19 protein-coding genes and 1 tRNA gene are annotated in these 19,788 nt (G+C 72.1%); 14 read left to right on the top strand and 6 right to left on the bottom strand.

Annotation, left to right across the window (positions count from 1 at the left end; all coding sequences use genetic code 11):
* The first annotated feature begins 369 nt into the window (after window positions 1-369).
* The 5 genes from BLU02_RS06890 to BLU02_RS06870 all read left to right on the top strand — a co-directional run bounded on the left by BLU02_RS06890 (window position 370) and on the right by BLU02_RS06870 (window position 6,251).
* Window positions 370-1,347 carry a glycosyltransferase family 2 protein gene (locus BLU02_RS06890; protein ID WP_060922387.1) on the top strand — a complete coding sequence of 326 codons (978 nt, stop codon included), beginning with the start codon at window positions 370-372 and terminating at the stop codon, window positions 1,345-1,347.
* Entirely contained in the window at window positions 1,347-2,711 is a 1,365-nt protein-coding gene (locus BLU02_RS06885; protein WP_060922386.1) for a polysialyltransferase family glycosyltransferase, read from the top strand. Before BLU02_RS06890 ends, BLU02_RS06885 begins: the two co-directional genes overlap by 1 nt.
* 11 nt (window positions 2,712-2,722) lie before the next feature.
* On the top strand, window positions 2,723-3,883 hold the full coding sequence (locus tag BLU02_RS06880; protein ID WP_060922385.1) for an acylneuraminate cytidylyltransferase: 1,161 nt from the start codon (window positions 2,723-2,725) through the stop codon (window positions 3,881-3,883).
* Window positions 3,884-3,975: 92 nt separating this feature from the next.
* Window positions 3,976-4,848 carry an N-acetylneuraminate synthase family protein gene (locus tag BLU02_RS06875; protein WP_060922384.1) on the top strand — a complete coding sequence of 291 codons (873 nt, stop codon included), beginning with the start codon at window positions 3,976-3,978 and terminating at the stop codon, window positions 4,846-4,848.
* Window positions 4,845-6,251, top strand: coding sequence for a DUF6716 putative glycosyltransferase (locus BLU02_RS06870; RefSeq protein ID WP_060922383.1), 1,407 nt, complete (start codon window positions 4,845-4,847; stop codon window positions 6,249-6,251). The genes BLU02_RS06875 and BLU02_RS06870 overlap by 4 nt, the downstream gene beginning before the upstream one ends.
* A gap of 18 nt (window positions 6,252-6,269) precedes the next feature.
* Here BLU02_RS06870 and BLU02_RS06865 read toward each other — a convergent pair whose 3' ends face one another.
* Window positions 6,270-7,097: an SDR family oxidoreductase gene (locus BLU02_RS06865; RefSeq protein ID WP_060922398.1), complete on the bottom strand. Its 828-nt coding sequence runs from the start codon at window positions 7,095-7,097 to the stop codon at window positions 6,270-6,272.
* 220 nt (window positions 7,098-7,317) lie between these two features.
* On the opposite strand from BLU02_RS06865, the gene BLU02_RS17415 reads away from it, so the two are divergent.
* Together BLU02_RS17415 and arfB are read left to right on the top strand one after the other, a co-directional pair.
* Window positions 7,318-7,393 (top strand) — tRNA-Met (locus tag BLU02_RS17415).
* A gap of 41 nt (window positions 7,394-7,434) precedes the next feature.
* Window positions 7,435-7,875: an alternative ribosome rescue aminoacyl-tRNA hydrolase ArfB gene (arfB, locus tag BLU02_RS06860; protein ID WP_060922382.1), complete on the top strand. Its 441-nt coding sequence runs from the start codon at window positions 7,435-7,437 to the stop codon at window positions 7,873-7,875.
* On the opposite strand, the gene BLU02_RS06855 is transcribed toward arfB, so the two are convergent.
* Entirely contained in the window at window positions 7,841-8,506 is a 666-nt protein-coding gene (locus BLU02_RS06855; protein WP_025102437.1) for a TetR/AcrR family transcriptional regulator, read from the bottom strand. The two genes, arfB and BLU02_RS06855, sit on opposite strands and share 35 nt — an antisense overlap.
* Window positions 8,507-8,576: 70 nt before the next feature.
* Between BLU02_RS06855 and BLU02_RS06850 the strand changes: the two genes are divergently transcribed.
* On the top strand, window positions 8,577-9,854 hold the full coding sequence (locus BLU02_RS06850) for an MFS transporter (protein ID WP_231919654.1): 1,278 nt from the start codon (window positions 8,577-8,579) through the stop codon (window positions 9,852-9,854).
* Between the two features lie 38 nt (window positions 9,855-9,892).
* Here the strand turns inward: BLU02_RS06850 and BLU02_RS06845 are convergent, their stop codons facing one another.
* The 3 genes from BLU02_RS06845 to BLU02_RS06835 all read right to left on the bottom strand — a co-directional run bounded on the left by BLU02_RS06845 (window position 9,893) and on the right by BLU02_RS06835 (window position 13,152).
* A complete protein-coding gene (locus tag BLU02_RS06845) occupies window positions 9,893-11,965 on the bottom strand; it encodes a bifunctional lysylphosphatidylglycerol flippase/synthetase MprF (RefSeq protein ID WP_060922396.1) in 2,073 nt (690 codons plus the stop codon).
* Window positions 11,966-12,014: 49 nt separating this feature from the next.
* Window positions 12,015-12,668, bottom strand: coding sequence for a DsbA family protein (locus BLU02_RS06840; protein ID WP_060922381.1), 654 nt, complete (start codon window positions 12,666-12,668; stop codon window positions 12,015-12,017).
* Between the two features lie 64 nt (window positions 12,669-12,732).
* Entirely contained in the window at window positions 12,733-13,152 is a 420-nt protein-coding gene (locus BLU02_RS06835) for a hypothetical protein (RefSeq protein ID WP_060922380.1), read from the bottom strand.
* A gap of 74 nt (window positions 13,153-13,226) precedes the next feature.
* On the opposite strand from BLU02_RS06835, the gene BLU02_RS06830 reads away from it, so the two are divergent.
* From BLU02_RS06830 to BLU02_RS06820, 3 genes are read left to right on the top strand one after another with little or no spacing between them, the layout of a single operon-like run.
* A complete protein-coding gene (locus BLU02_RS06830; RefSeq protein WP_025102432.1) occupies window positions 13,227-13,577 on the top strand; it encodes a PLD nuclease N-terminal domain-containing protein in 351 nt (116 codons plus the stop codon).
* A 14-nt stretch (window positions 13,578-13,591) separates the two neighbouring features.
* Entirely contained in the window at window positions 13,592-15,241 is a 1,650-nt protein-coding gene (gene menD, locus BLU02_RS06825; RefSeq protein ID WP_083371073.1) for a 2-succinyl-5-enolpyruvyl-6-hydroxy-3-cyclohexene-1-carboxylic-acid synthase, read from the top strand.
* A gap of 16 nt (window positions 15,242-15,257) precedes the next feature.
* Window positions 15,258-16,100 carry a polyphosphate kinase 2 family protein gene (locus BLU02_RS06820; protein WP_060921231.1) on the top strand — a complete coding sequence of 281 codons (843 nt, stop codon included), beginning with the start codon at window positions 15,258-15,260 and terminating at the stop codon, window positions 16,098-16,100.
* A gap of 11 nt (window positions 16,101-16,111) precedes the next feature.
* Here the strand turns inward: BLU02_RS06820 and BLU02_RS06815 are convergent, their stop codons facing one another.
* Window positions 16,112-17,365 (bottom strand): isochorismate synthase, encoded by a 1,254-nt coding sequence (locus BLU02_RS06815; RefSeq protein ID WP_060921232.1) that lies wholly within the window; start codon window positions 17,363-17,365, stop codon window positions 16,112-16,114.
* 35 nt (window positions 17,366-17,400) lie between these two features.
* Here BLU02_RS06815 and BLU02_RS06810 point away from each other — a divergent pair, with 35 nt between their 5' ends.
* Genes BLU02_RS06810 through BLU02_RS06800 form a run of 3 tightly spaced genes read left to right on the top strand, consistent with a single transcriptional unit; the run spans window position 17,401 to window position 19,785 of the window.
* On the top strand, window positions 17,401-17,964 hold the full coding sequence (locus tag BLU02_RS06810; protein ID WP_060921233.1) for a DUF402 domain-containing protein: 564 nt from the start codon (window positions 17,401-17,403) through the stop codon (window positions 17,962-17,964).
* Window positions 17,961-18,680 (top strand): class I SAM-dependent methyltransferase, encoded by a 720-nt coding sequence (locus tag BLU02_RS06805; RefSeq protein WP_060921234.1) that lies wholly within the window; start codon window positions 17,961-17,963, stop codon window positions 18,678-18,680. The genes BLU02_RS06810 and BLU02_RS06805 overlap by 4 nt, the downstream gene beginning before the upstream one ends.
* 43 nt (window positions 18,681-18,723) lie before the next feature.
* On the top strand, window positions 18,724-19,785 hold the full coding sequence (locus tag BLU02_RS06800) for a polyprenyl synthetase family protein (RefSeq protein WP_060921235.1): 1,062 nt from the start codon (window positions 18,724-18,726) through the stop codon (window positions 19,783-19,785).
* The last annotated feature ends 3 nt before the right edge of the window (window positions 19,786-19,788 follow it).

The following is a 19,788-nucleotide window of genomic DNA, read 5'->3' as shown; positions in this document are numbered from 1 at the left end:
GCCTCCATCGTCCTCGATCCGACGGTGGTGTGCGAATTTTCACGGATTGACCTAGGTCGATTCGCGCGATCGAACAGACGGTTGTATCGTGTTACGTGTTGAGTGCTGATCTTCATGGAGTCGCTCTCGACGACGCCTCGCGGTTCGCTGGTGGGGGCCAGTACCGCCGCGGGGTGGCCGTCGCCTCACGGTGGCGGTTCACCGGGTGTTCGCATCCGGCAGTGCAACGCACTGGGGGTGTGGCTCGTTCGGGTGCGGGCCACACCTCAGCGCGCATCTCGCGCCGACACCGGGCGTTCACCACGCGGTCGCCCTCCGGACACCGTCGCCTGTCAGGATGACGAGCCCATCGTCCATCCCGGGAGCTCCGTGCGCACGCCCCTCGTCACCGTCATCCTGCCTGCCAAGGACGCCGGGCCGTACATCGGCACCACGCTGGAGACGCTCACCCGGCAGTTCGATGATCCGGCCGCCCTCAAGCTCGTGGCGATAGACGACGGCTCGCGAGATGACACCGGCGCGCTTCTGGAGCACTACGCGGATCGGTTCCCGCGCGCTGAGGTGCTCCGCAATCCGGAACCGCGCGGGCTCGCCTCGGCACGCAACCAAGGGCTCGCGCATGTGGAAGGAGAGGCGTTCTGCTTCGTCGACGGCGACGACTGGATGCAGCCGCAGCGCCTCGCGGTCCTCGCCGCGCGCCTGCGAGAGCTCCGATGCGACTTCCTCCGGACGGATCATGTGACCGTCTCCGGGATGCGACGCGCGCTCGTCCGTGCTCCGTATCCGTGGCGGGAACGGGTCGTGCCGCCCCGGGAGGCGATCCTCCCCGTCGATGAGCCGAGCATGGTGGACTACCCGTTCGCCTGGGCGGGACTGCTGCACCGCCGCGTGCTCGACCGCGGGCTGGCCGCGTTCCCCTCCGGCCTCTTCACGGCCGAGGATCGTCCGTGGGTCTGGCGCCTGCACCTTGAGGCCGCCTCATTCGCCGTGGTGGACGCCCCGGCGCTGCTCTACCGTCGTGGCGTCGAGAGCTCGCTCACCCAGGTGCACGACCGCCGCCAGCTCGACTTCGCCCCGGCGCTGACCCAGGTGCTCGACCTCGTCCGGGCGGACCGCGAGGCCGACCGCTTCCTTCCGAAGGCCGTCTGGACCGCGCTCGCCCTCAGCGCGCATCACCTGGTGCGCTCACGGCGCATGACGCCGCCCGTGCGGAGGGAGATGCGCCGGCGGATCCGGCTGCTGTTGCAGGACCTCCCCGCCGCGGAGGTCGCCGGGGTGCTCGCCCGGCTCGACGGACCACGTCGGCGGGTGCTGGCGCGAAGCCTGCGCCGCGGAGGTCACGCCTGATGAGTCGCCTCTTCGCCCTGCACAGCGCCTACGGACTCGCCACCGCGGCCGCCGCGATCGACGCCGGGCTGCTCGACGAGGGCACCGACGGCGGCGGTCGGATGGCGGAGCGGGTGCTCGTGCCGTTCACCTCGTCGCGCGTCCCGGAGACGGTCGTGGGCATCGCCGAGGATCCTGCGCTGCGCTCCCTCCGCGGCCGTTTCCATCGGGTGGAGGCGCTGGCCGACGTGCTCGGTCCCCTGCATCCGAGTGCGTGGGAGCCGACGGATGCCGACCTCCCCGTCCTGGGTCGGCTTCTCGCGCGAGCGTGGCGGCTCGACCCGCGGGAGATCGAGCTCTTCGTGCAGAGCCCCCAGGTCGCACCCGCTCGCACGCTCCTCTCCCTGTTCCCGGAGGCCCGGGTGACCATCGTCGGCGACGGCCTCATGACCTACGCGCCGATGCGGGTCCGGCTGCCGCATGCGGTTGCGGCACGCATCGAGCGCGTCGTGTACGCCGACGTGGTGCCCGGCGTCCGTCCGCTGGTGGGGTCTCCGCACGCGGTGCCTGTCCCGGTGCCTCCCGAGTCCTTCGCCGCTGCTCTGCGCGAGACGGGCGAATCCTCAGAGGGGCCCCCTGCTGCAGGGCCGGCGACCGTGCTCGTACTGGGACAGTACGTCGCGGCCCTCGGCCTGATGACTACGGCCGAGGAGGTCGCGCTCCAACGGCGCCTGGTCGACCGGGCGGCGGAAGAGCGCCCGGAGCGGATCGTCTTCAAGCCCCATCCCGCGGCACCGCCGCAGCTCGCCCACGCCGTGCGCGCGCATGCGGAGAGTCGCGGTCTCACGTTCGTGGAGGAACGCGGTCGCCTTCCTGCCGAACTCCTGGCGGAGCGCCTCGACGCACGCACCGTCGTGGCGACCTTCTCGACGGCTCTGCCCACGGTCCGTACCCTGTTCGGGCGGACGATCGGTGCCGCAGGGACGACGGAACTGCTCCGCACCCTCGCCCCGGTGGAGAACAGCAACCGCATCCCGCTGACGATCGTCGATGCGCTCACCCGGACGCCCTCGCCCTACGCCGACTCGGATCGGCTGCAGCTCCTCGTCGACGCGGTGGGCTACATGATGCAGCCGGAGATCGCAGGACACCTCCGCGTCCGGGCCGAGCAGTTGCTCGACGGCCTCGACGAGGAGGAACGTCGCCGCTACTTCGCCCCCGACCGGTTGGCTGCGCTCGCCCTTCCCGGGGGCTCGGCACCGCGCGGCGCGCGCGGCCTGCTGCGTCCACGCGGAGGCGTGGGTCGGGTCGAGGAATGGCGGCTCACGGCTGTCGGCGCCCGCCGCCGTGCGGGCCGAGCCTGGCGGGAGATCCGGGGACGATGAGGAGACACGACATGGACGAACGCGTGCGGCCGGCGGTGGCGATCATCCCCGCGCGGGGCGGGTCGAAGCAGATCCCGAGGAAGAACCTCGAGCGTGTGGGAGGGGTTCCGCTGGTGGCCAGAGCCGTGCACGCCGCGCGGGCGGCGGCGTGCTTCGATCTCGTGGTCGTCTCGACCGACGACGACGAGATCGCCGCGGTGGCCGAGGAGGCGGGCGCACGGGTGGTCCGGCGTCCGGCCGAGCTCTCCGGAGACACCGCGGCCTCGGAGGCGGCGATCCTGCATGCGCTCGATGAGCTGGAGCGCGACGGCGAGCGCTTCGAGATCGTCGCCTTCCTGCAGGCCACCTCGCCCTTCCTCCCGAGCGCGGCGCTGGCCGGTGCCGTCGGCGACGTGCGGCGGGGAGAGTCGGACAGCGCCTTCTCCGCCGTCGAGACCTACGGCTTCCTCTGGCACCGGGGGACCGACGGCACGGCGGAGGCGATCAACCACGAGGCCGGCCACCGCCCTCGCCGCCAGGACCGAGAGCCGCACTACCTGGAGACCGGAGCCTTCTACGTCTTCCGGGCAGACGGGTTCCGCGCCCATCGACACCGTTTCTTCGGTCGTATCGGGATCGCCCCCGTGCCTGAGGAGACCGCGATCGAGATCGACGACGACGCACAGCTCCAGGCCGCTCGGGCCCTCGCCGTTCTGCACGAACGGCCCGGGCGCGTCCCCGCCCGCGCCGTGGTCACGGATTTCGACGGCGTGCACACGGACGACACCGCGATCATCGACGCCTCGGGCGGGGAGCGGGTGCGGGTCAGCCGGGAGGACGGGATGGGCGTCGCGCTCCTGCGGCGGGCGGGGGTGCCGATGCTGATCCTCTCCACCGAGGTGAACCCGGTGGTGCGAGCCCGAGCCGACAAGCTCCGTGTCCCCGTCCTGCACGGGATCGACGACAAGGAGGCTGCGCTCCGACAGTGGGCCCGGGAGCAGGATGTGGCGCTCGCCGACGTCGCCTACCTCGGCAATGACGTCAACGATCTCCCCGCGATGCGGATCGTGGGCTGGCCGGTCGCCGTCGCGGACGCGCACCCGCTCGTGCGGGCGGAGGCACGCGTCGTGCTGCGGCGGCGCGGCGGCGATGGAGCTGTGCGCGAGCTCGTCGAGCGGGTGTTGTCGAGCTGACGGCCCCCGGTAACCGTCCCGTCGGCCGGTGTTCACCCGTGGCCCGTACTCAGGAAGGACGGGGTGAAAACCGCTCGACGACCGGAGGAATCATGACTGTCAGCATCGGATCGCACGTGATCGGCGGCGGCCGTCCCGCCTACGTCATCGCGGAGATCGGCCTCAACCACAACGGCGACGTCGACATCGCGAAGCGCCTCATCGACGTCGCGGCCCGAGCCGGCGCGGACGCGGTGAAGTTCCAGAAGCGCACGCCCGAGATCTCCACGCCGGAGCACATGCGCGATGTGCCGCGGGAGACGCCGTGGGGAACGATGACGTACCTCGACTATCGCCGTCGGGTGGAGTTCGGCCGTGACGAGTACGTCGAGATCGGCGACCACGCCACGATGCAGGGCCTGGACTGGTTCGCCTCGCCGTGGGATGTGCCGAGCGTCGCGTTCCTCGAAGACCTCCACGTCGTGGCGCACAAGGTCGCGTCGGCGAGCCTGACCGACACGGAACTGCTCGTCGCGCTGCGGGAGACCGGGAAGCCGGTCATCCTCTCGACGGGCATGTCCACGATGGAGCAGATCGATCGTGCGCTGGACACGCTCGGCACCGACCGCGTCGTCCTCATGCACGCGACCTCGACCTACCCCCTCGAGCCCGAGGAGGCGAACCTGCGGGTGATCGCGACCCTGCGAGACCGCTACCCCGGGATCCCCGTCGGGTACTCGGGACACGAGCGGGGCCTGCAGATCTCGCTCGCCGCGGTCGCGATGGGGGCGGTCGCCGTGGAGCGCCACATCACGCTGGACCGGACGATGTGGGGCTCCGACCATGCCGCATCCCTGGAGCCGGGAGGGCTGGAGCACCTGATCCGCGACATCCGGGTCATCGAGAGCGCGGTGGGCGACGGCGTCAAGCGCGTGTTCGACAGCGAGCGCGCGCCGATGGCGAAGCTCCGCCGCGTGCCCGCATGACCGCCGATGCCGGGATGCGTGTGGTCGCCATCGCGGACGCCGACTCGTTCGTGAAGTGGGCGGCATCGCTGCTGGGGGCCGTGCCTGGTCTGCGGTCGCAGCTCCTGCTGGTGCGCACGCCGCTGACGGTGAGTGGCGCGCAGCAGGATGCGGCACTGGCGGGCACCGGCTTCGGCGCCGCTGACGTCACTCGGCTCGACCTCGATCGCGTGGTCGGATGGCTCGAGGCCGAGCGCCCTGACGTCGTGCTGCTCGCCGGGCGGGGACCGTTCGTCCGGCTCCTCGGCGGAATCGTCGATGCGCTGCCGCATCGCCCCGTGACCGTCTCCGGGCTTCCCGGCATGGCGATCCCCGCACAGCGTGGGGCGCTCGACTATCGACGACACACCGACCTGCTGATCGTGCACTCGCACCGCGAGCGCCGGGCGTTCGCCGAGCTCGGCGAGCGCATCGGGGTGCAGATGCCGCTCGCGCTGGCGACCCTCCCCTTCGCGCGGGGACGCGAGCGGTGGGGCGGCAGCCGTCTCCGGGAATCCAGGGCGGCCGGATCCCTCTCCGCGGGTACGGGCGGAGTCGCTCTCGCGGAGCGTCGTGTCGCCGCGACGCCATCGGCGCTCCGCCGGCCCGGGGCGACGGACGTCGTCTTCGCCGGGCAGGCCCTCGTCCCTGCCCGCCCCGAGCAGCGAGCGGCGATCGCCGCCCTGCTCGTGCGCGCCGCGGAGGCCGAACCGCCGCGCCGGGTGGTCGTGAAGCTGCGGTCCCGTCCGGGGGAGGCTGAGACCCACCGCGATCGTGATCCGTACACACGGCTCTTCATCCATGGCCGCCCGGCGAACCTCGTCTTCTCGCACGCGCCGATGGCGACCGCTCTCGAGTCCGCCGCCGGCCTGGTCACGGTGAGCTCGACGGCGGCGGTCGAGGCGCTGGCCCACGGGGTTCCCGTGATCGCGCTCGACCGCTTCGGGGTGCACAAGAGCCTGCTCAACACGGTCTTCATCGGAAGCGGTCTGCTGGGCGGCGCCGGCGAGGTCGTCGCCGGCCGATTCCGCCACCCGCACCCGTCCTGGCTCCGCGACAACTACTTCCACCCGGAGGCGGAGTCGGACTGGTGGGACCGGGTACAGGAGCTCGTCGCGCTGCGGCGGGCCGGCGCCCTGCCGCATCGCCGGGTGCCCCCGGCCCGGGGTGGGGCCTGGCATGAAGCCTGGCGTCGCGCGAGCGTGCTCGGCCGCACGGACCGCTCCCTCACCGGACGCCTCGCGCTCGCCGCCGGCGTGCCCGCGACGCGTGCGCTCTCGGTGCTGCGTTCGGGCCGCCGTCGGACCGGTCAGGACACCTGGGCCGACCCGACCACGGACTACACGCTCGAACCGAACCCGTTCCAGGACTCGATCCGCCGCTGAGTCACGGCCGGTCCGCGCTCAGACCGTGCGCCAGTCGTGGCTCTCGATCGCCGCGCCCGCCTGGGGTCCCATCTGCAGCATCCCGCCGTCGATCACGACGGAGGCGCCGGAGATGTAGGCGGCCTCGGGCGAGGCGAGGAACGCGATCAGGGCGGCGACCTCGCGGGCGTCGCCGGGGCGTCCGAGCGGGATGCCGGGGCGGTCCTCGGTGTGCGGGTCGGTGTCGGTCTGCCCGGTCATCGGGGTCGCGATCTCACCCGGAGCGACGCTCACGGCGCTGATCCCATACCGGCCGAGCTCCAGTGCGAGGTTCTTCATGAGTCCGCCGAGGCCATGCTTGGCGGTGTCATACGCGCTCGCCCCCACCATCGGCTGGTGCTCGTGCACGCTGGTCACGGAGATCAGCCGCCCACCGCGCCCCGCGGTGACCATCGACCGGGCCGCCCGCTGCAGGCAGACGAAGGCTCCGGTGAGGTCGGTGTCGAGCACCCGGTTCCACTCCTCGAGCGTCACGTCGAGGAACGGGGTCTGGAGCCCGGCCCCCGCGTTGTTGACGAACACGTCGACGCCGCCGAGTTCCGCGATCAGCCCGTCGACCACGTCGCCGCACGCGGGGATGTCGGAGACGTCGAGCTGTGTCACCACCGCGCGGGCGCCGTGGCTGCGCACCTCGTCCGCGGTCTCCTGGGCGCCGGCCTCGTCGCGGTGCCAGGTGATGCCGACGTCGATACCCGCTGCGGCGAGGGCGACGGCGGTGGCACGACCGATCCCGGAGTCGGCACCGGTCACGATCGCGCGGCGGGCCTCGGCCTCCAGCCGCGCCTGCGGCTCTCCGGCCTCCGCCATCGGCGTCGGGGTCTTGTCGTTGTGCTGAGATTCGGACATGTCGGCCTCCTGCTCGGGCGTCATCGGTGCGAGCGACGGTACGGCGGCGGCGCGGCGCGGTCGAACCGGTTGACGGCGAGCGACGGCGACGCTAGCCGTCTCCGTCATCCGGCGACTCATGGTGTTATCCCAGGCAACGGTTCTGGCGGGGATGATCACGGCCGGGTAACGTCATCCCCATCGCGGCGATCCGGGCGGTCCCGGGCCCCGGCTCATATCCGGAGGCGTTGCGGGTTCGACTCCCGCCGTCGCGTCCACTCCGTCCTCGGCTCGTCCGTTCATCCCGGATGATGGAGGCATGCCTTCCGCCCCTCGCCCCGGACTCCGGGTGTCCGCGGGTCTGACGATCCCGGAGGCCGAACTGTCGTGGCGGTTCTCGCGATCGTCGGGGCCCGGCGGTCAGGGCGTGAACACCACGGACTCCCGGGTGGAGCTGGTCTGGGATGCGGCGAACTCCGCGGCCCTGTCGCCGACGCAGCGCGACCGGATCCTGGAGAGGCTCGGCGGACGGCTGGTCGACGGCGTGCTGACGATCGCCGCGTCCGAGCACCGCGCGCAGCTGCGCAATCGGGAAGCTGCGCGGGATCGGCTTGCCGCCCTCGTCGCGGAGGCGGTGCGTCCGCCGGCGCCCGCCCGGCGGGCGACGAAGCCGAGTCGGGGGTCGAAGGAGCGGCGGCTGACGGCCAAGCACCGCCGCACCGACGTCAAGAGCCTGCGGCGGCGCCCCCGCGAGGACTGACGTCCGGACCCGTCTGTGCGCTCCGCGAGCCGGTGAGCCGCTCCTCGATCGGGGCCCAGCCGTTTTCGAGGAGAGCGGAGCCGGCGTCGAGCACCGCCTGCTGGTCGTCGCTCTCGGTGACGAGGATCTGCATCTGCAGGACGAACCGCGCGTACACCCGGACCTCGGGGGTGGGGGTCGGGATGCCGAGCTCCTCGGCGATGGCCGCGGCGAGCGCATCCTCATGGCGCAGCCACATCTTCGACGCGTAGTCGCGGAGCGCCGGCGTGTCGTTGAGGAAGCGCAGGAAGACGCGGGCCACGTCGTCACCGTGCTCGTCGAGGTTGGCGCCGACCTCGGCCGCATAGAAGTCGTGGATGGCCCGGTTGATCGTCACGCCGGTCGGCCGGTCGCGCACCGCCGAGACGAGGCGATCGCGCTGCTCGTCGTCCTCGTCGAAGACGAGCGCCTCCTTCTGCGGGAAGTGGGCGAACACGGTGGTGGGGGAGACATCGGCGGCGTCGGCGACCTCGCGGATGCTCACGTTGTCGAATCCGCGCTCCAGGAACATCCGGGTGGCCACGTCGGAGATGTTCTTGCGGGTCGCGGCCTTCTTGCGCTCGCGGCGGCCCGGGGGTGGGGGCGTCGTCATGCGGCCACCTTATCGCGCATCCGAACCAAAACTGTATTGACACGAAAACTGGTATCGCTACACTTTCGGTATGACTTCACCTCATCTCCCCGTTCGCGGCGCCGGCCGCGCCTGGGTCATGCTCGTCGTCCTGACGATGCTCACGGTCATCGGCATGACCGTCGTCCTTCCTGTCCTGCCGTTCGTCGTGCTGCAGTACGTCGCGCACGAAGACGACCTCGCCCTCTGGGTCGGGGTGCTGGAAGCGGTCAACGGGCTGTGCGCCTTCCTCGCCGCACCGCTCCTCGGGCGGCTCTCCGACCGGTTCGGACGACGACCCGTCATCATCGTCGCGGCGTTCGGCGCGGCCTTCTCGATGGCCCTGTTCGGCGTGGGTGGGGCGATCTGGGTGCTCGTGCTCGCCCGTGTCATCCAGGGGCTGACGGCCGGAGACCTTCCCGCCCTGTTCGCCTACCTGGCCGACATCACGCCACCCGAGAAGCGCGCGCAGCGCTTCGGGCTCCTCGGCGCGCTGACCGGGATCGGCACCATGATCGGCCCTGCCATCGGCGGTCTGCTCGCCGCGATCGACCTGCGCCTGCCCGTGTTCCTCACCGCGGCGGTCGGTCTCACGATCGCGGTCCTCAGCATCTTCCTGCTGCCGGAGAGCCTGCGGCCGGAGAACCGCATCGCCCGGATCGCTCTCCGCGACGTCCAGCCGTTCGGCGTGTTCCGTACCGCGTTCGGTCGGCCCGAGCTCCGCGGGCTGATGATCGCGTTCGCACTGCTCGCGCTGCCGTTCGGATTCTTCGTGAACAACTTCAGCGTGCTGGCCCTCGACGCCATCCAGTGGGGGCCGACGCAGATCGGCCTGCTCACGGCAGGCGTGGGCATCATCGACATCCTCATCCAGGGCGTGCTGCTCGGCATCCTGCTGCCGCGGATGGGGGAGCGCGGCGTGATCGTCAGTGCCATCACCGCGCAGGCGGTCGGTCTCGCCGGTCTCGCGGTCGTGGCTTCCCTGCTCGCCCAGCCGTGGCTCTTCATCGTCGGGGCGCTCCTGCTCGCCGCCGGTCAGGGCGCGGCGCAGGCTGCGATGGACGGGGCGATGTCCAACGCCGTCGGCGACGACGAGCAGGGCTGGCTCGGAGGCGCCACGCAGTCCCTCAACGCCGCGATGGGCACGATCGCCCCGTTGATCGCGGCCGCCCTCTACACCGCGGTCAGCCATGCCGCGCCGTACTGGCTGGGCGTCGGGATCATGGTCGTCGCCGCATTCGTCGTCGCGCGAGCGCATATCGCGAACACCGCGAAGCGTCCCGTCTCGGAGACGCAGGACGCCGTCGGCGTCGCCGAAGCGCGGGTCTGAGCAGAAGGACCCGGCGCGGCGTCCAGGGTCCGCGGGGGTCAGCGCTCCCCGCGGACGAGCTCCACCCCCGCCCCGGCGAACTGCCGCAGCGTGGCATCGGGGAGGAAGGCCCGGGTGAGGGCGCCGCCGATGCGGGTGAGGTCGCTCTCGTCGCGGAAGAGCAGGTACATGGTCTCGTAGCGGGGGTGGAACTTCTCCTTGAACCGGTGCAGCGAGCGGAAGCCGTAAACGGGCTCGAGCGCGTCGGCGAGGCGCTCGCTCAACGCGGCGATCACCCCCGCGTCCGGCGGGTAGTCGTGTGCGAGCGGAGCGCCGGAGAGCGACATGATCTCGGCGCCCTCCTCCGAGAACTGCTGGGCGGAGGCGCCGATCAGGTACTCCATCACCGGTCCGAAGCCGCCCTCGCGGCGTCGCATGAGGTCGAGGGTCCAGCCGCGCACCACCCCGCCCTCCCCGTACACGGGCAGCCAGGACAGGAAGCCGTCGACGTCGCCGTTCGGAGCGATAGCGAGCGCGAGGCGGACCTCGGGGTCCTCCGCCTCCTCCAGGGTCCCGAGCGTGAACCGCATCTCCGGAAGGTCCTTGTCGCCGACCCATGCCTCGGAGATCGCGCGGAGCTGCTGCCGCAGTCCCCAGGTCTCCGCGGCGAGGTGGGTGAGCCGGAAGGTCATCTGCTCCCGCCCCGCCCGGTTGAGGGAGGTGCGCACCGGTTGCCAGCGCTTGCCGGTGAAGGTGAGGCCGGGGAGGTCGACGATCGTGTCGTCCGCCACCACGAGGCTGCGCCAGGTCTCCGGGACGGCCTCCCTCGTCGCCTCGTCCGCGCTGAAGAAGCACGGCACGAGGCCGGCGTCCTCGGCCGTGTGGATGAAGTCGCGCACTGCCGTCGCACGGGACTCCGCCGGCCCGATCGGGTCGGCGAGCGCCAGCGCGACGCCGTTGCGACGCTGATACGCGACGATCCCGCCGTCCACGCGGGCATAGCCGTTGCCCTCCCACGTCGTCATCCAGGAGAGCGTGCCGCCGCCATGCGCCCGCAGTTCGCGGCGGAGCTCGTCCGGCGTCGGGGCGGGCTGCCGGCCGACCCCGGTCGAGCGGCGAGCGCGGAACGCCCGCCGCACCGCGACGAGGTAGACCAGCACCAGTGCCCAGAGCACGCCCGTGGCGAGCGTGAGCTCGGTCTCCGCGTCGATCACCGTCTCGAGCTGCGCCTCGCTCGTGAGGATGATGAGGACCAGGACGAGGGTGGCGGCCAGCACGTTGAGAGGTCCGAGGATGATGGCGACGACCCACGCCCAGCGGCGACCGCGCCGCAGGCCGTTCGCGATGAAGAGGATCACAGCGACGTCGATCGCCGTGTCGATGAACCCGCCGGAGGCCGGGTCCGTGGGGCCGAACGGGCCATCGGTCGGCACGAGGACCGTGATGATCTCGATGGCCACGAGCGTGAGCACGGCCATCACGGCGATCAGCCGCTGCTCCCGGACGGTCGTGCGCCGCACGCGCAGGCTCCGGTCGACGAAGAGGATGAGCAGCACCGCGAACAGATGCTCGAGGTCGGCGAGCTTTCCCCAGAACATCATCGCGACGAAGACGAATCCGAGGAGCACCAGCCACGCGCGCACCCGCCACGGCGGACGGAACAGGCCGACGGCGGCGGCGATGCAGGCCATGGTCCCGCCGGACGCCCCGACGTCGAGGGCCTGCGCCTGGGTCTGCGCCCACGCCCACGGCAGCTGCGACACGAGCAGCAGGAACAGGGCGGTGGCGAAGACGGCGAAGAGCTGTCCGACCGCGAAGTAGGCGACGGCGACCCGCGTGCCGCGACGGTGCTCCAGGAAGCCCATGCCCCAGAACCCGGCGATGGTGAAGAGGTAGACCCAGGGTTCATTGACGAAGAACGTCCCCGTGACCGGCGTCCACCACTTGCCCTCGGCCAGGCTCGGCAGCCCGTAGGCGACGGCGGGGAAGAGGGCCGAGTCCTCGAACGGCCGCCACAGCCCCTGCCAGATCACGCCGGTGAGCAGCACGAGACCGATCATCGTCAGCGTCGCCGGCGTGGTCCGCAGGGCCCCGAACAGGAGGCGGGCCGACGAGGGGCGCTCCGAGGTCATGCGCTCAGCGTAGAGGTGGGGCCGCCGCACGGCGACCCCACCCACCGGATCACTCGGCGACGGCCTTCGCGATCGCCTCCTCCAGGTCGTTCCACTCGACGAGTTCGACCTTCTCGCCGTCGACGAAGAAGGTCGGGGTGCTGCTCACGCCCAGCCGCTCGCCGTCGCGCTTGTCCTGCTGCACACGGGCGAGGGTCGCCGGATCGGCGACCGCGGCGTCGTACGCGGCCAGGTCGAGGCCGAGGTCCTCGGCGAACGCGCGGAACACCTCGGGTGTCTCCGCCGACTGCTCGCCCCACTGCGCCTGCGTCTCGAACAACCTGTGGAACATCTCCTCGTAACGGCCCTGCTGCGCGGCGGCCTCGGCGGCGAGAGCGGCCTGCGTCGAGTTCACGTGCCCGGGCAGGGGGAAGTACCGGGTGACGTACCGGATGTCGCCGTCGTAGGTGGCGCGCAGCTCCTCCACGATCGGGTAGAAGGCGCCGCAGGCCTCGCACTCGAAGTCGAGGAACTCGACGACCGTGACGGCGTCGGGGCCGCCCTCGTCGAGCACGTGGGAGTCGGTGCGGACGGTGGGCAGCTTCTCGCCGGCCTCGGGGTCGGGCTGCGCGGGCTGCTGGCTGAGGGCATAGACGATGCCGACGACGAGCAGCACGACGGCGACGGCGACGGCGATCAGGGTCGCCTTGACGGGGGTCTTCATGGGGTCTCCAAACACGGGTGATACGACGAGGGGTGCCGCGGAGGCGGCTGGAGCCGGCGTCGGATCAGGTGCGGGAGATGGAGAGCTGGATGAGCGAGACCGCGGGCACGAACGGGCGGGGGCCGGCGCGGAACCGTGTGGTCGCCCGGGGGAGGAGATCGCGGAACCGCAGGCCGCTTCTGGTGCGCAGGTGCCGGAAGAGAAGGACGAGGGCGACGCAGCAGAGAGCTGCCGCCGCGCACGCCGCCGCGGCGGCCGGATCCGCCGGTGCGACCTCGGTGACCGGTCCCGCAGCCGAGGTGTCGACCGGCTGCGAGACGCCCGGGGCGAGGCACAGGGTCGCGTGCGCATCCGCCGTCCCGTGCGAGGCCGACCACGCGCCGACGACGAGCAGGAGCGCGAGGCCGACGGCGATGACGATCCGGCTCTGCAGGACCCGCTCGGCGCGCGCTCGCGGCGTCGGAACGGGGGCGAGGGGCGGCATGTCCCGCGCAGTCTAGCAACGGACGCTTTGCCCGCCCCGGGCCCGTCCGACCCCGACATGCCTACACTGGAGGGGTGGCGAGACTACTGATCGTCGGCGGCTTCCTCGCCGCCGTGTTCTGGGTGTACAGCATCGTCGACTGTGCCGTGCAGCCGGCGACGCGGCACCGGGGCGTGCCCAAGGCCGCCTGGGTCGCCATCGTCGTCCTCATCCCCGTCATCGGCGGGATCCTCTGGTTCGTCATCGGCCGTCGCCGGGCCAACGACCAGGGCGTGCCGCGCACCGTCGCTCCCGACGACGACCCCGCGTTCCTCCGCAGCATCAGCAAGGCGGAGCAGGACGCCCGCATCCGTCGTCTCGAGGAGGAGCTCGCGCGGCTCGACGAGGAGACCGACGAGCCGCCCGCCGCGGATCCGCGCCCGTGACGTCGTCGCCGGCGATGGAGGCCGCGGCCTCCCTGTTCGCCGACCTCGTGTCCCACGGCGTCCGTGATGTCGTGGTGTCTCCCGGCTCGCGGTCGCAGGCTCTCGCGCTCGCCGCGGCGGCCTTCGCCGACGAGGACGCGCTGCGCGTGCACGTGCGGATCGACGAGCGGGTCGCCGGATTCACCGCCCTCGGCATCGCACGGGAGACCCGGGTCCCCGTCGCGCTCGTATGCACCAGCGGCACGGCTGTCGCGAACCTCCTCCCGGCCACGATGGAGGCCTTCCACTCCGGGGTGCCGCTGCTGCTGCTCACCGCGGATCGGCCTCCCGAGCTGCGGGGGGTCGGTGCGAATCAGGCGACCGTCCAGGAGGGGCTGTTCCACCCCTGGGTCCGTGCGCAGCTCGACGCGCCCGTCCCCGGAGACGGCACGTGGGACGGCCTCGCCGCGCGCGTGGTCGGCCTCGCGCTCGGAGCGGCGGAGCCCGAGTCCGGGCTTCCCGGCGTCGCCGGTCCGGTGCACCTGAACCTTCCGTCCCGCGAGCCGCTGTCGGGTGCGATGCCGACACGGACGCTGACGCCGGGGGAGGCGCCGCGCCTGCCGGAGCCGGAGGCGTTCGCGCTGGAGCGCGGGCCGCGCACCGTGGTCCTCGCGGGCGCCGATGCGGGTGCCGCGGCGGAGGAGATCGCCCATGCCGGTGGGTGGCCGCTCATCGCGGAGATCGTCAGCGGCGCGCGCTTCGGACGCCAGGTGGTGCACGGGTATCGTCGGCTGCTGTCCCGGGACGACCTCGGCGGACGCGTCGAACGGGTGGTCGTGCTCGGACACCCGACGCTCAGCCGCGAGGCCGCACGGCTGCTCTCCCGCGCGGACGTGGACGTGATCGCGGTCCGCAAGGGCGGCGAGGAGCTGAATCTGAATCACCGCACGCGCGCCGTCGCGGCCGTCACGGTCGCCCAGGGGGAGACCGACCGGGAGTGGCTCGGCGCGTGGATGCGGGCCGCCGCCGATGAGGCCGTTGATCTCAGCGAGAACGCCCCGGACACCGAGGGGCTCTCCTCCACCGACTTCGCCGCCCGTCGTGACGCCGTGCGCGCGGAACTCGACGCGGTGCGACGCCCGCTCGACCGGGAGCGCCTCGTGGATGCGGTGTGGCGGGCCACCTGGCCGCATGACCGTCTGGTCTTCGGATCGTCGCGCCTCGTCCGCGTCGCCGACGAGGTGCTCGGCGGCAAGAAGGTCCCCGTGCACGCCAACCGCGGACTCGCCGGGATCGACGGCACGATCGCCACCGCCACGGGTATCGCCGTCGCCAGTCAGGCCGCCGGGGCCCCCGGCGTGACCCGCGTGCTGCTCGGCGACCTCGCGTTCCTCCACGACGTCGGTGCGCTGCTGTCCCCGAGCGACGAGACGGAGCCGCGCCTCCAGGTCATCGTCGGCAACGACGGCGGTGGGACGATCTTCGACGGCCTGGAGGTGGCGGGCACCGCGCCGGCCGCACATCTCGATCGCGTGTTCTACACCCCGCACGGGGTGCGCCTGGAGCACCTCGCGCTCGCCTACGGCTGGGAGTATCAGCGGGTCACCACGCGCACCGCTCTCGACCAGGCGCTGACGACGCCGCGCGGCGGTCGCCAGATCATCGAGGTGCCGCTGCCGCGGTGACTGGCATCATGTGCGTATGAACGCGCACACCTGGACGCAGAACCTGCGGGTGCGGCCCGGCTTCCGCCTCGCCGACGTCGACCCCGACAGCAAGCCCGGCTATGACCACGGCAAGTCCCGCGGCACGGCCGACCTCGACGCGGGTCTCGAGCGCCTGAACGACCTGCAGGAACGGCTGTTCGCCGAGAGCCGGGTGGGCACGGCGCAGGACGCGGTGCTGCTCGTCCTGCAGGCGATGGACTCCGCAGGCAAGGGCGGCATCGTCCGGCACGTAGTCGGGGGCGTCGATCCGCAGGGCGTCGCGCTCGCCGCGTTCAAGGCGCCGACGGCGGAGGAGCGGCAGCACGACTTCCTGTGGCGCGTCGAGAAGAGACTGCCGGAGCCCGGGTTCATCGGGGTGTTCGACCGCTCGCACTACGAGGACGTGCTCATCGGACGGGTACGGCAGCTCGCCGACGCCGCCGAGATCGAGCGGCGCTACGACGCGATCAACGCGTTCGAGGAGCGCGTCGCGGCCTCCGGCGTCCGCATCGTCAAGGTCATGCTGCACATCTCCCCGGAGGAGCAGAAGGCGCGGCTGATGGAGCGCCTGGAGCGCCCGGACAAGCACTGGAAGTACAACCCAGGCGACGTCGACGAGCGGATGCTGTGGCCGCAGTACATGGAGGCGTACCAGACCGTCTTCGATCGCACGTCCACCGAGGCTGCGCCCTGGTACGTCGTGCCGGCGAACGCGAAGTGGTACGCGCGGCTGGCCGTGCAGGAGCTGCTGCTCGCCGCCCTCGAGGACATCGACCCGCAGTGGCCGGTGGCCGACTTCGACGTCGAGGCCGAGAAGAAGCGCCTCGCCGCGAGCTGACCGCGCCGGGCTCAAGCCAGCGCGTCCACGAGCGGGCGGAACTTCACGCGTGTCTCGAGGAGCTCGCTCTCCGGATCCGATCCGGCGACGATCCCGGCCCCGGCGTAGGCCGTGACCGCGATCGCGTCGTCCGTCGTCGTGAACTGCGCGCACCGCAGGGCGATGGCCCACTCGCCGTTGCCGTCCGCGTCGACCCAGCCGACCGGTCCGGCGTAGCGCCCGCGGTCGAACGGTTCGAGCTCCCGGATGGCGGCGATGGCCGTCGGTGTCGGGGTGCCGGCGACGGCTGCGGTCGGATGGAGTGCGCGCACGAGGTCGAGGGCGGAACGACCGTCCTCCAGCTCGCCCTCCACATCGGTCGCGAGGTGGAAGAGGTTGGGCAGCTTGAGGAGGAAGGGCTGCTCGCTCGCCGCGAGGGCCCTGGTGTACGGGCGGAGGGATGCGAGCACGCTCTGCACGGCGTACTGGTGCTCGTCGAGGTCCTTGGTGCTGGAGGCGAGGTGCGCGGACGCGGCGGTGTCGGCGTCGGCGTCGGCCCCGCGTCCGATCGTCCCGGCGAGCACGCGCGCGGTCACCGTCCGGTCCTGCACCGTGACGAGGGTCTCCGGGCTCGCGCCGATGAGTCCGTCCACGGCGAAGACCCAGGTGTCCGGGTACCCGGTGGCGAGCGCGCGGACGAGCCGCCGCAGGTCGGAGCCCGCGGGGATGGTGCCCTGGAGGTCGCGGGCGAGGACGACCTTGCTGAGCTCGCCGTCCGCGATGCGGTCCAGCGCGCCCCGCACGGCGTCCTGGTAGCCCTGGGGGCTCTGCGCTCCGGGGCCCACGGTCCCCGCCCAGTGCGGTCCGTACTCCGCGGGCTCGACGGCACCCGGCGCACGCTCGTCGTCGGACCGGCGGATGCGGGTCTCCCAGAAGCGGTCGCCATGGCGGCCGAGGATCCGCGACGGGATGACGAGCACGCTGTCGGCGCGCGAGTCCTCGTCGAAGGTGAAGGCCCCGAACGCGACGAGTCCGGTTCCGGGGAGTCGCAGCGGGTCGGAGACCACGGCCGCCGCCGCGAGACCCTGCCAGAGCGTCGCGAGGGTCTCGGCGCGGGTGCGCCCCTCCTCGGCCGACGGGCGGAGCTCGGCGAACGGCTCACCCACGGCCACGATCCCGTCGCCGCGGCGGAACCAGGCGAGCGGGCGGGCGGGGTCCGCGAAGGAGAGGAGGTCTTCGACCGGGTCGATCTCTCGGGTCTCCACGACCAGGGGGGTGTGCTGCACGACTCCAGCCTATTCCGCGGACGTAGGGTGGGCGGATGAGCGATGCGCGTCCCGCAGCCGGTGCCGAGATGATCTTCCAGTGGCGCAAGTGGGACGGGTCGCCGCACTGGCGCCACGAGTGCGTGTACCTCGGTGCCGACCGGTGGGGCGACTGGGTGGGGCAGCCCACCGGCTGGCACAGCGCCCGCCCGGGAGCCGAGTTCCACGCCGCCACGCCGAACGTCACCCTCGTCCCGCCGAGCGCCGACTTCGCGCTCACCGTCAATCGCCGCCACCCCCGGGGGATGCGCGTCTACATCGACCTCGGGTGGGACGTGCGGTGGGCGGACGACCCGCTGCTCGCGACCGGGATCGACATGGACCTCGACGTCGTCCGCGTGGAGGGGGAGCGCGGCACCTGGGTGGACGACCGCGACGAATGGGCGGAGCACAGCGCCCGCTACGGCTACCCGGCCCCCGTCATGCGGCATCTGGAGGAGCTGGCGCTCGACCTCGAGACGCGGGTCATGGAACGCACGGCGCCGTTCGACGACGCCACGGCCGATCCCTGGCTGGACCGACTCGAAGCGCTGGACCTCGCGCCTAGACTGGACGCGTGACCGCGAACGACAAGAACCGCGCCGATCTCGGCAAGGACCCCGCCCGCGTCAGCGGCATGTTCGACCAGGTCGCCGCCGGGTACGACCGCACGAACACCGCGATGACGTTCGGCAACGACGCGCTCTGGCGGGCCGCGACCACCCGCGCCGTCGCCCCGAAGCCGGGCGAGCGCATCCTCGACCTCGGCGCGGGCACGGCGTCCTCCTCCGCCTCCCTCGCCCGCAGCGGCGCGCAGGTCGTCGCGGCGGACTTCTCGCCCGGCATGCTCGCCGAGGGCCAGCGCCGCCACGGAGCGATGCGCAACCTCTCGTTCGTGCAGGCGGATGCCACCGCCCTGCCGTTCGCGGACGACGAGTTCGACGCGGTGACGATGTCGTACGCCCTGCGCAACGTGAACGACCCGAAGAAGGCGCTGCGCGAGCTCTACCGGGTGACCAAGCCGGGCGGCCGCCTCGTCATCAACGAGTTCTCCACCCCTCCGGGCAAGCTCTTCCGCGGGGTCTACCGGTTCTACAACGCGCAGGTGCTCCCGCGCGTGGCCCGGGTCGCCGGAACGAATGGCGACGCCTACGACTATCTGAACGAGTCGATCCGCGACTGGCCCGACCAGAAGCGGCTGTCCGCATGGATCAGGGAGGCCGGCTGGCAGGACGTCGCCTACCGCAACCTCACCTTCGGCATCGTGGCCCTGCACCGGGCGCGCAAGCCCGCGTGAGCACGGCGCGAACGGCGGCACCCGACGCAGGTAGGCTGGGAGCGTGACTTCGAGCCCCAGCGCCCCGGGTTCGCGACTCGCGAGCCGTCTCGGCTTCAGCGATCGCGTCTTCGTCGGTCCCGCCGCGCGTCGCATCGCCCGCACCATCGAGGACGGACTGGAGCTGGTCGAGACCGGGCTCGCGGACGACGTGCGTGTCGCCGACCCCCTCGCCGACGCCGCCAGCCGCTATCTGTACGAGGCCGGGGGCAAGCGCATCCGCCCCGTACTGACGCTGCTCGCGGCGCAGCTCGGCGACGGCAACACCCGAGAGGTGATCGACGTCGCGAAGGCACTGGAGATCACGCACCTCGGCTCGCTCTACCACGACGACGTCATGGACGGCGCCGACCGCCGCCGCGGTGTCCCCGCCGCGCAGACGGTGTGGGGCAACAACATCGCCATCCTCACCGGCGACATCCTCTTCTCGCGCGCCAGCCAGCTCATGTCGCGGCTCGGCGAGCGGGCCATCCGGCTCCAGGCCGACACGTTCGAACGCCTGGTCCTCGGGCAGATGCACGAGACCCTCGGTCCGCAGCCGGACGACGACCCGATCGCGTTCTACATCCAGGTGCTCGCAGACAAGACCGGTTCGCTGATCGCCGCGGCCACCCAGGGCGGCGTGATCTTCTCGAACGCCCCCGCGGAGTACGAGGAGCCGCTGCGCGTCTACGGCGAGAAGATCGGCGTCGCCTTCCAGCTCCTCGACGACGTGATCGACCTGTCGGCCAAGCCCGAGGAGACGGGCAAGGTCCCGGGCACCGACCTGCGCGCGGGTGTCCCGACCATGCCGTACCTCCTGCTCAAGGCGGAGGACGACGACGCCGCGGCCGACCTCGCCGCCCGCATCGACGACGGCGTGGCCCTCATCGCCGACGGCGCCGACCCGGCGATCCTCGACGGACCGCTGGACGAGCTCCGCGACCACGCCGTCACCCAGAAGACCCTCGAGCTCGCCCACGCGTGGACGCAGGAGGCGATCGACGCCCTCACCGCACTTCCGCGCGGCACCGTGCGCGAAGCGCTCACCCGATTCGCCGAGACCCTCGCCGAGCGCTCCAGCTGACAC

This window comes from Microbacterium paraoxydans, from assembly GCF_900105335.1.
Classification (GTDB): domain Bacteria; phylum Actinomycetota; class Actinomycetes; order Actinomycetales; family Microbacteriaceae; genus Microbacterium; species Microbacterium paraoxydans.
Note: the sequence above shows the minus strand (reverse complement) of the source record. Positions and strands in the feature narration are given on the sequence as shown.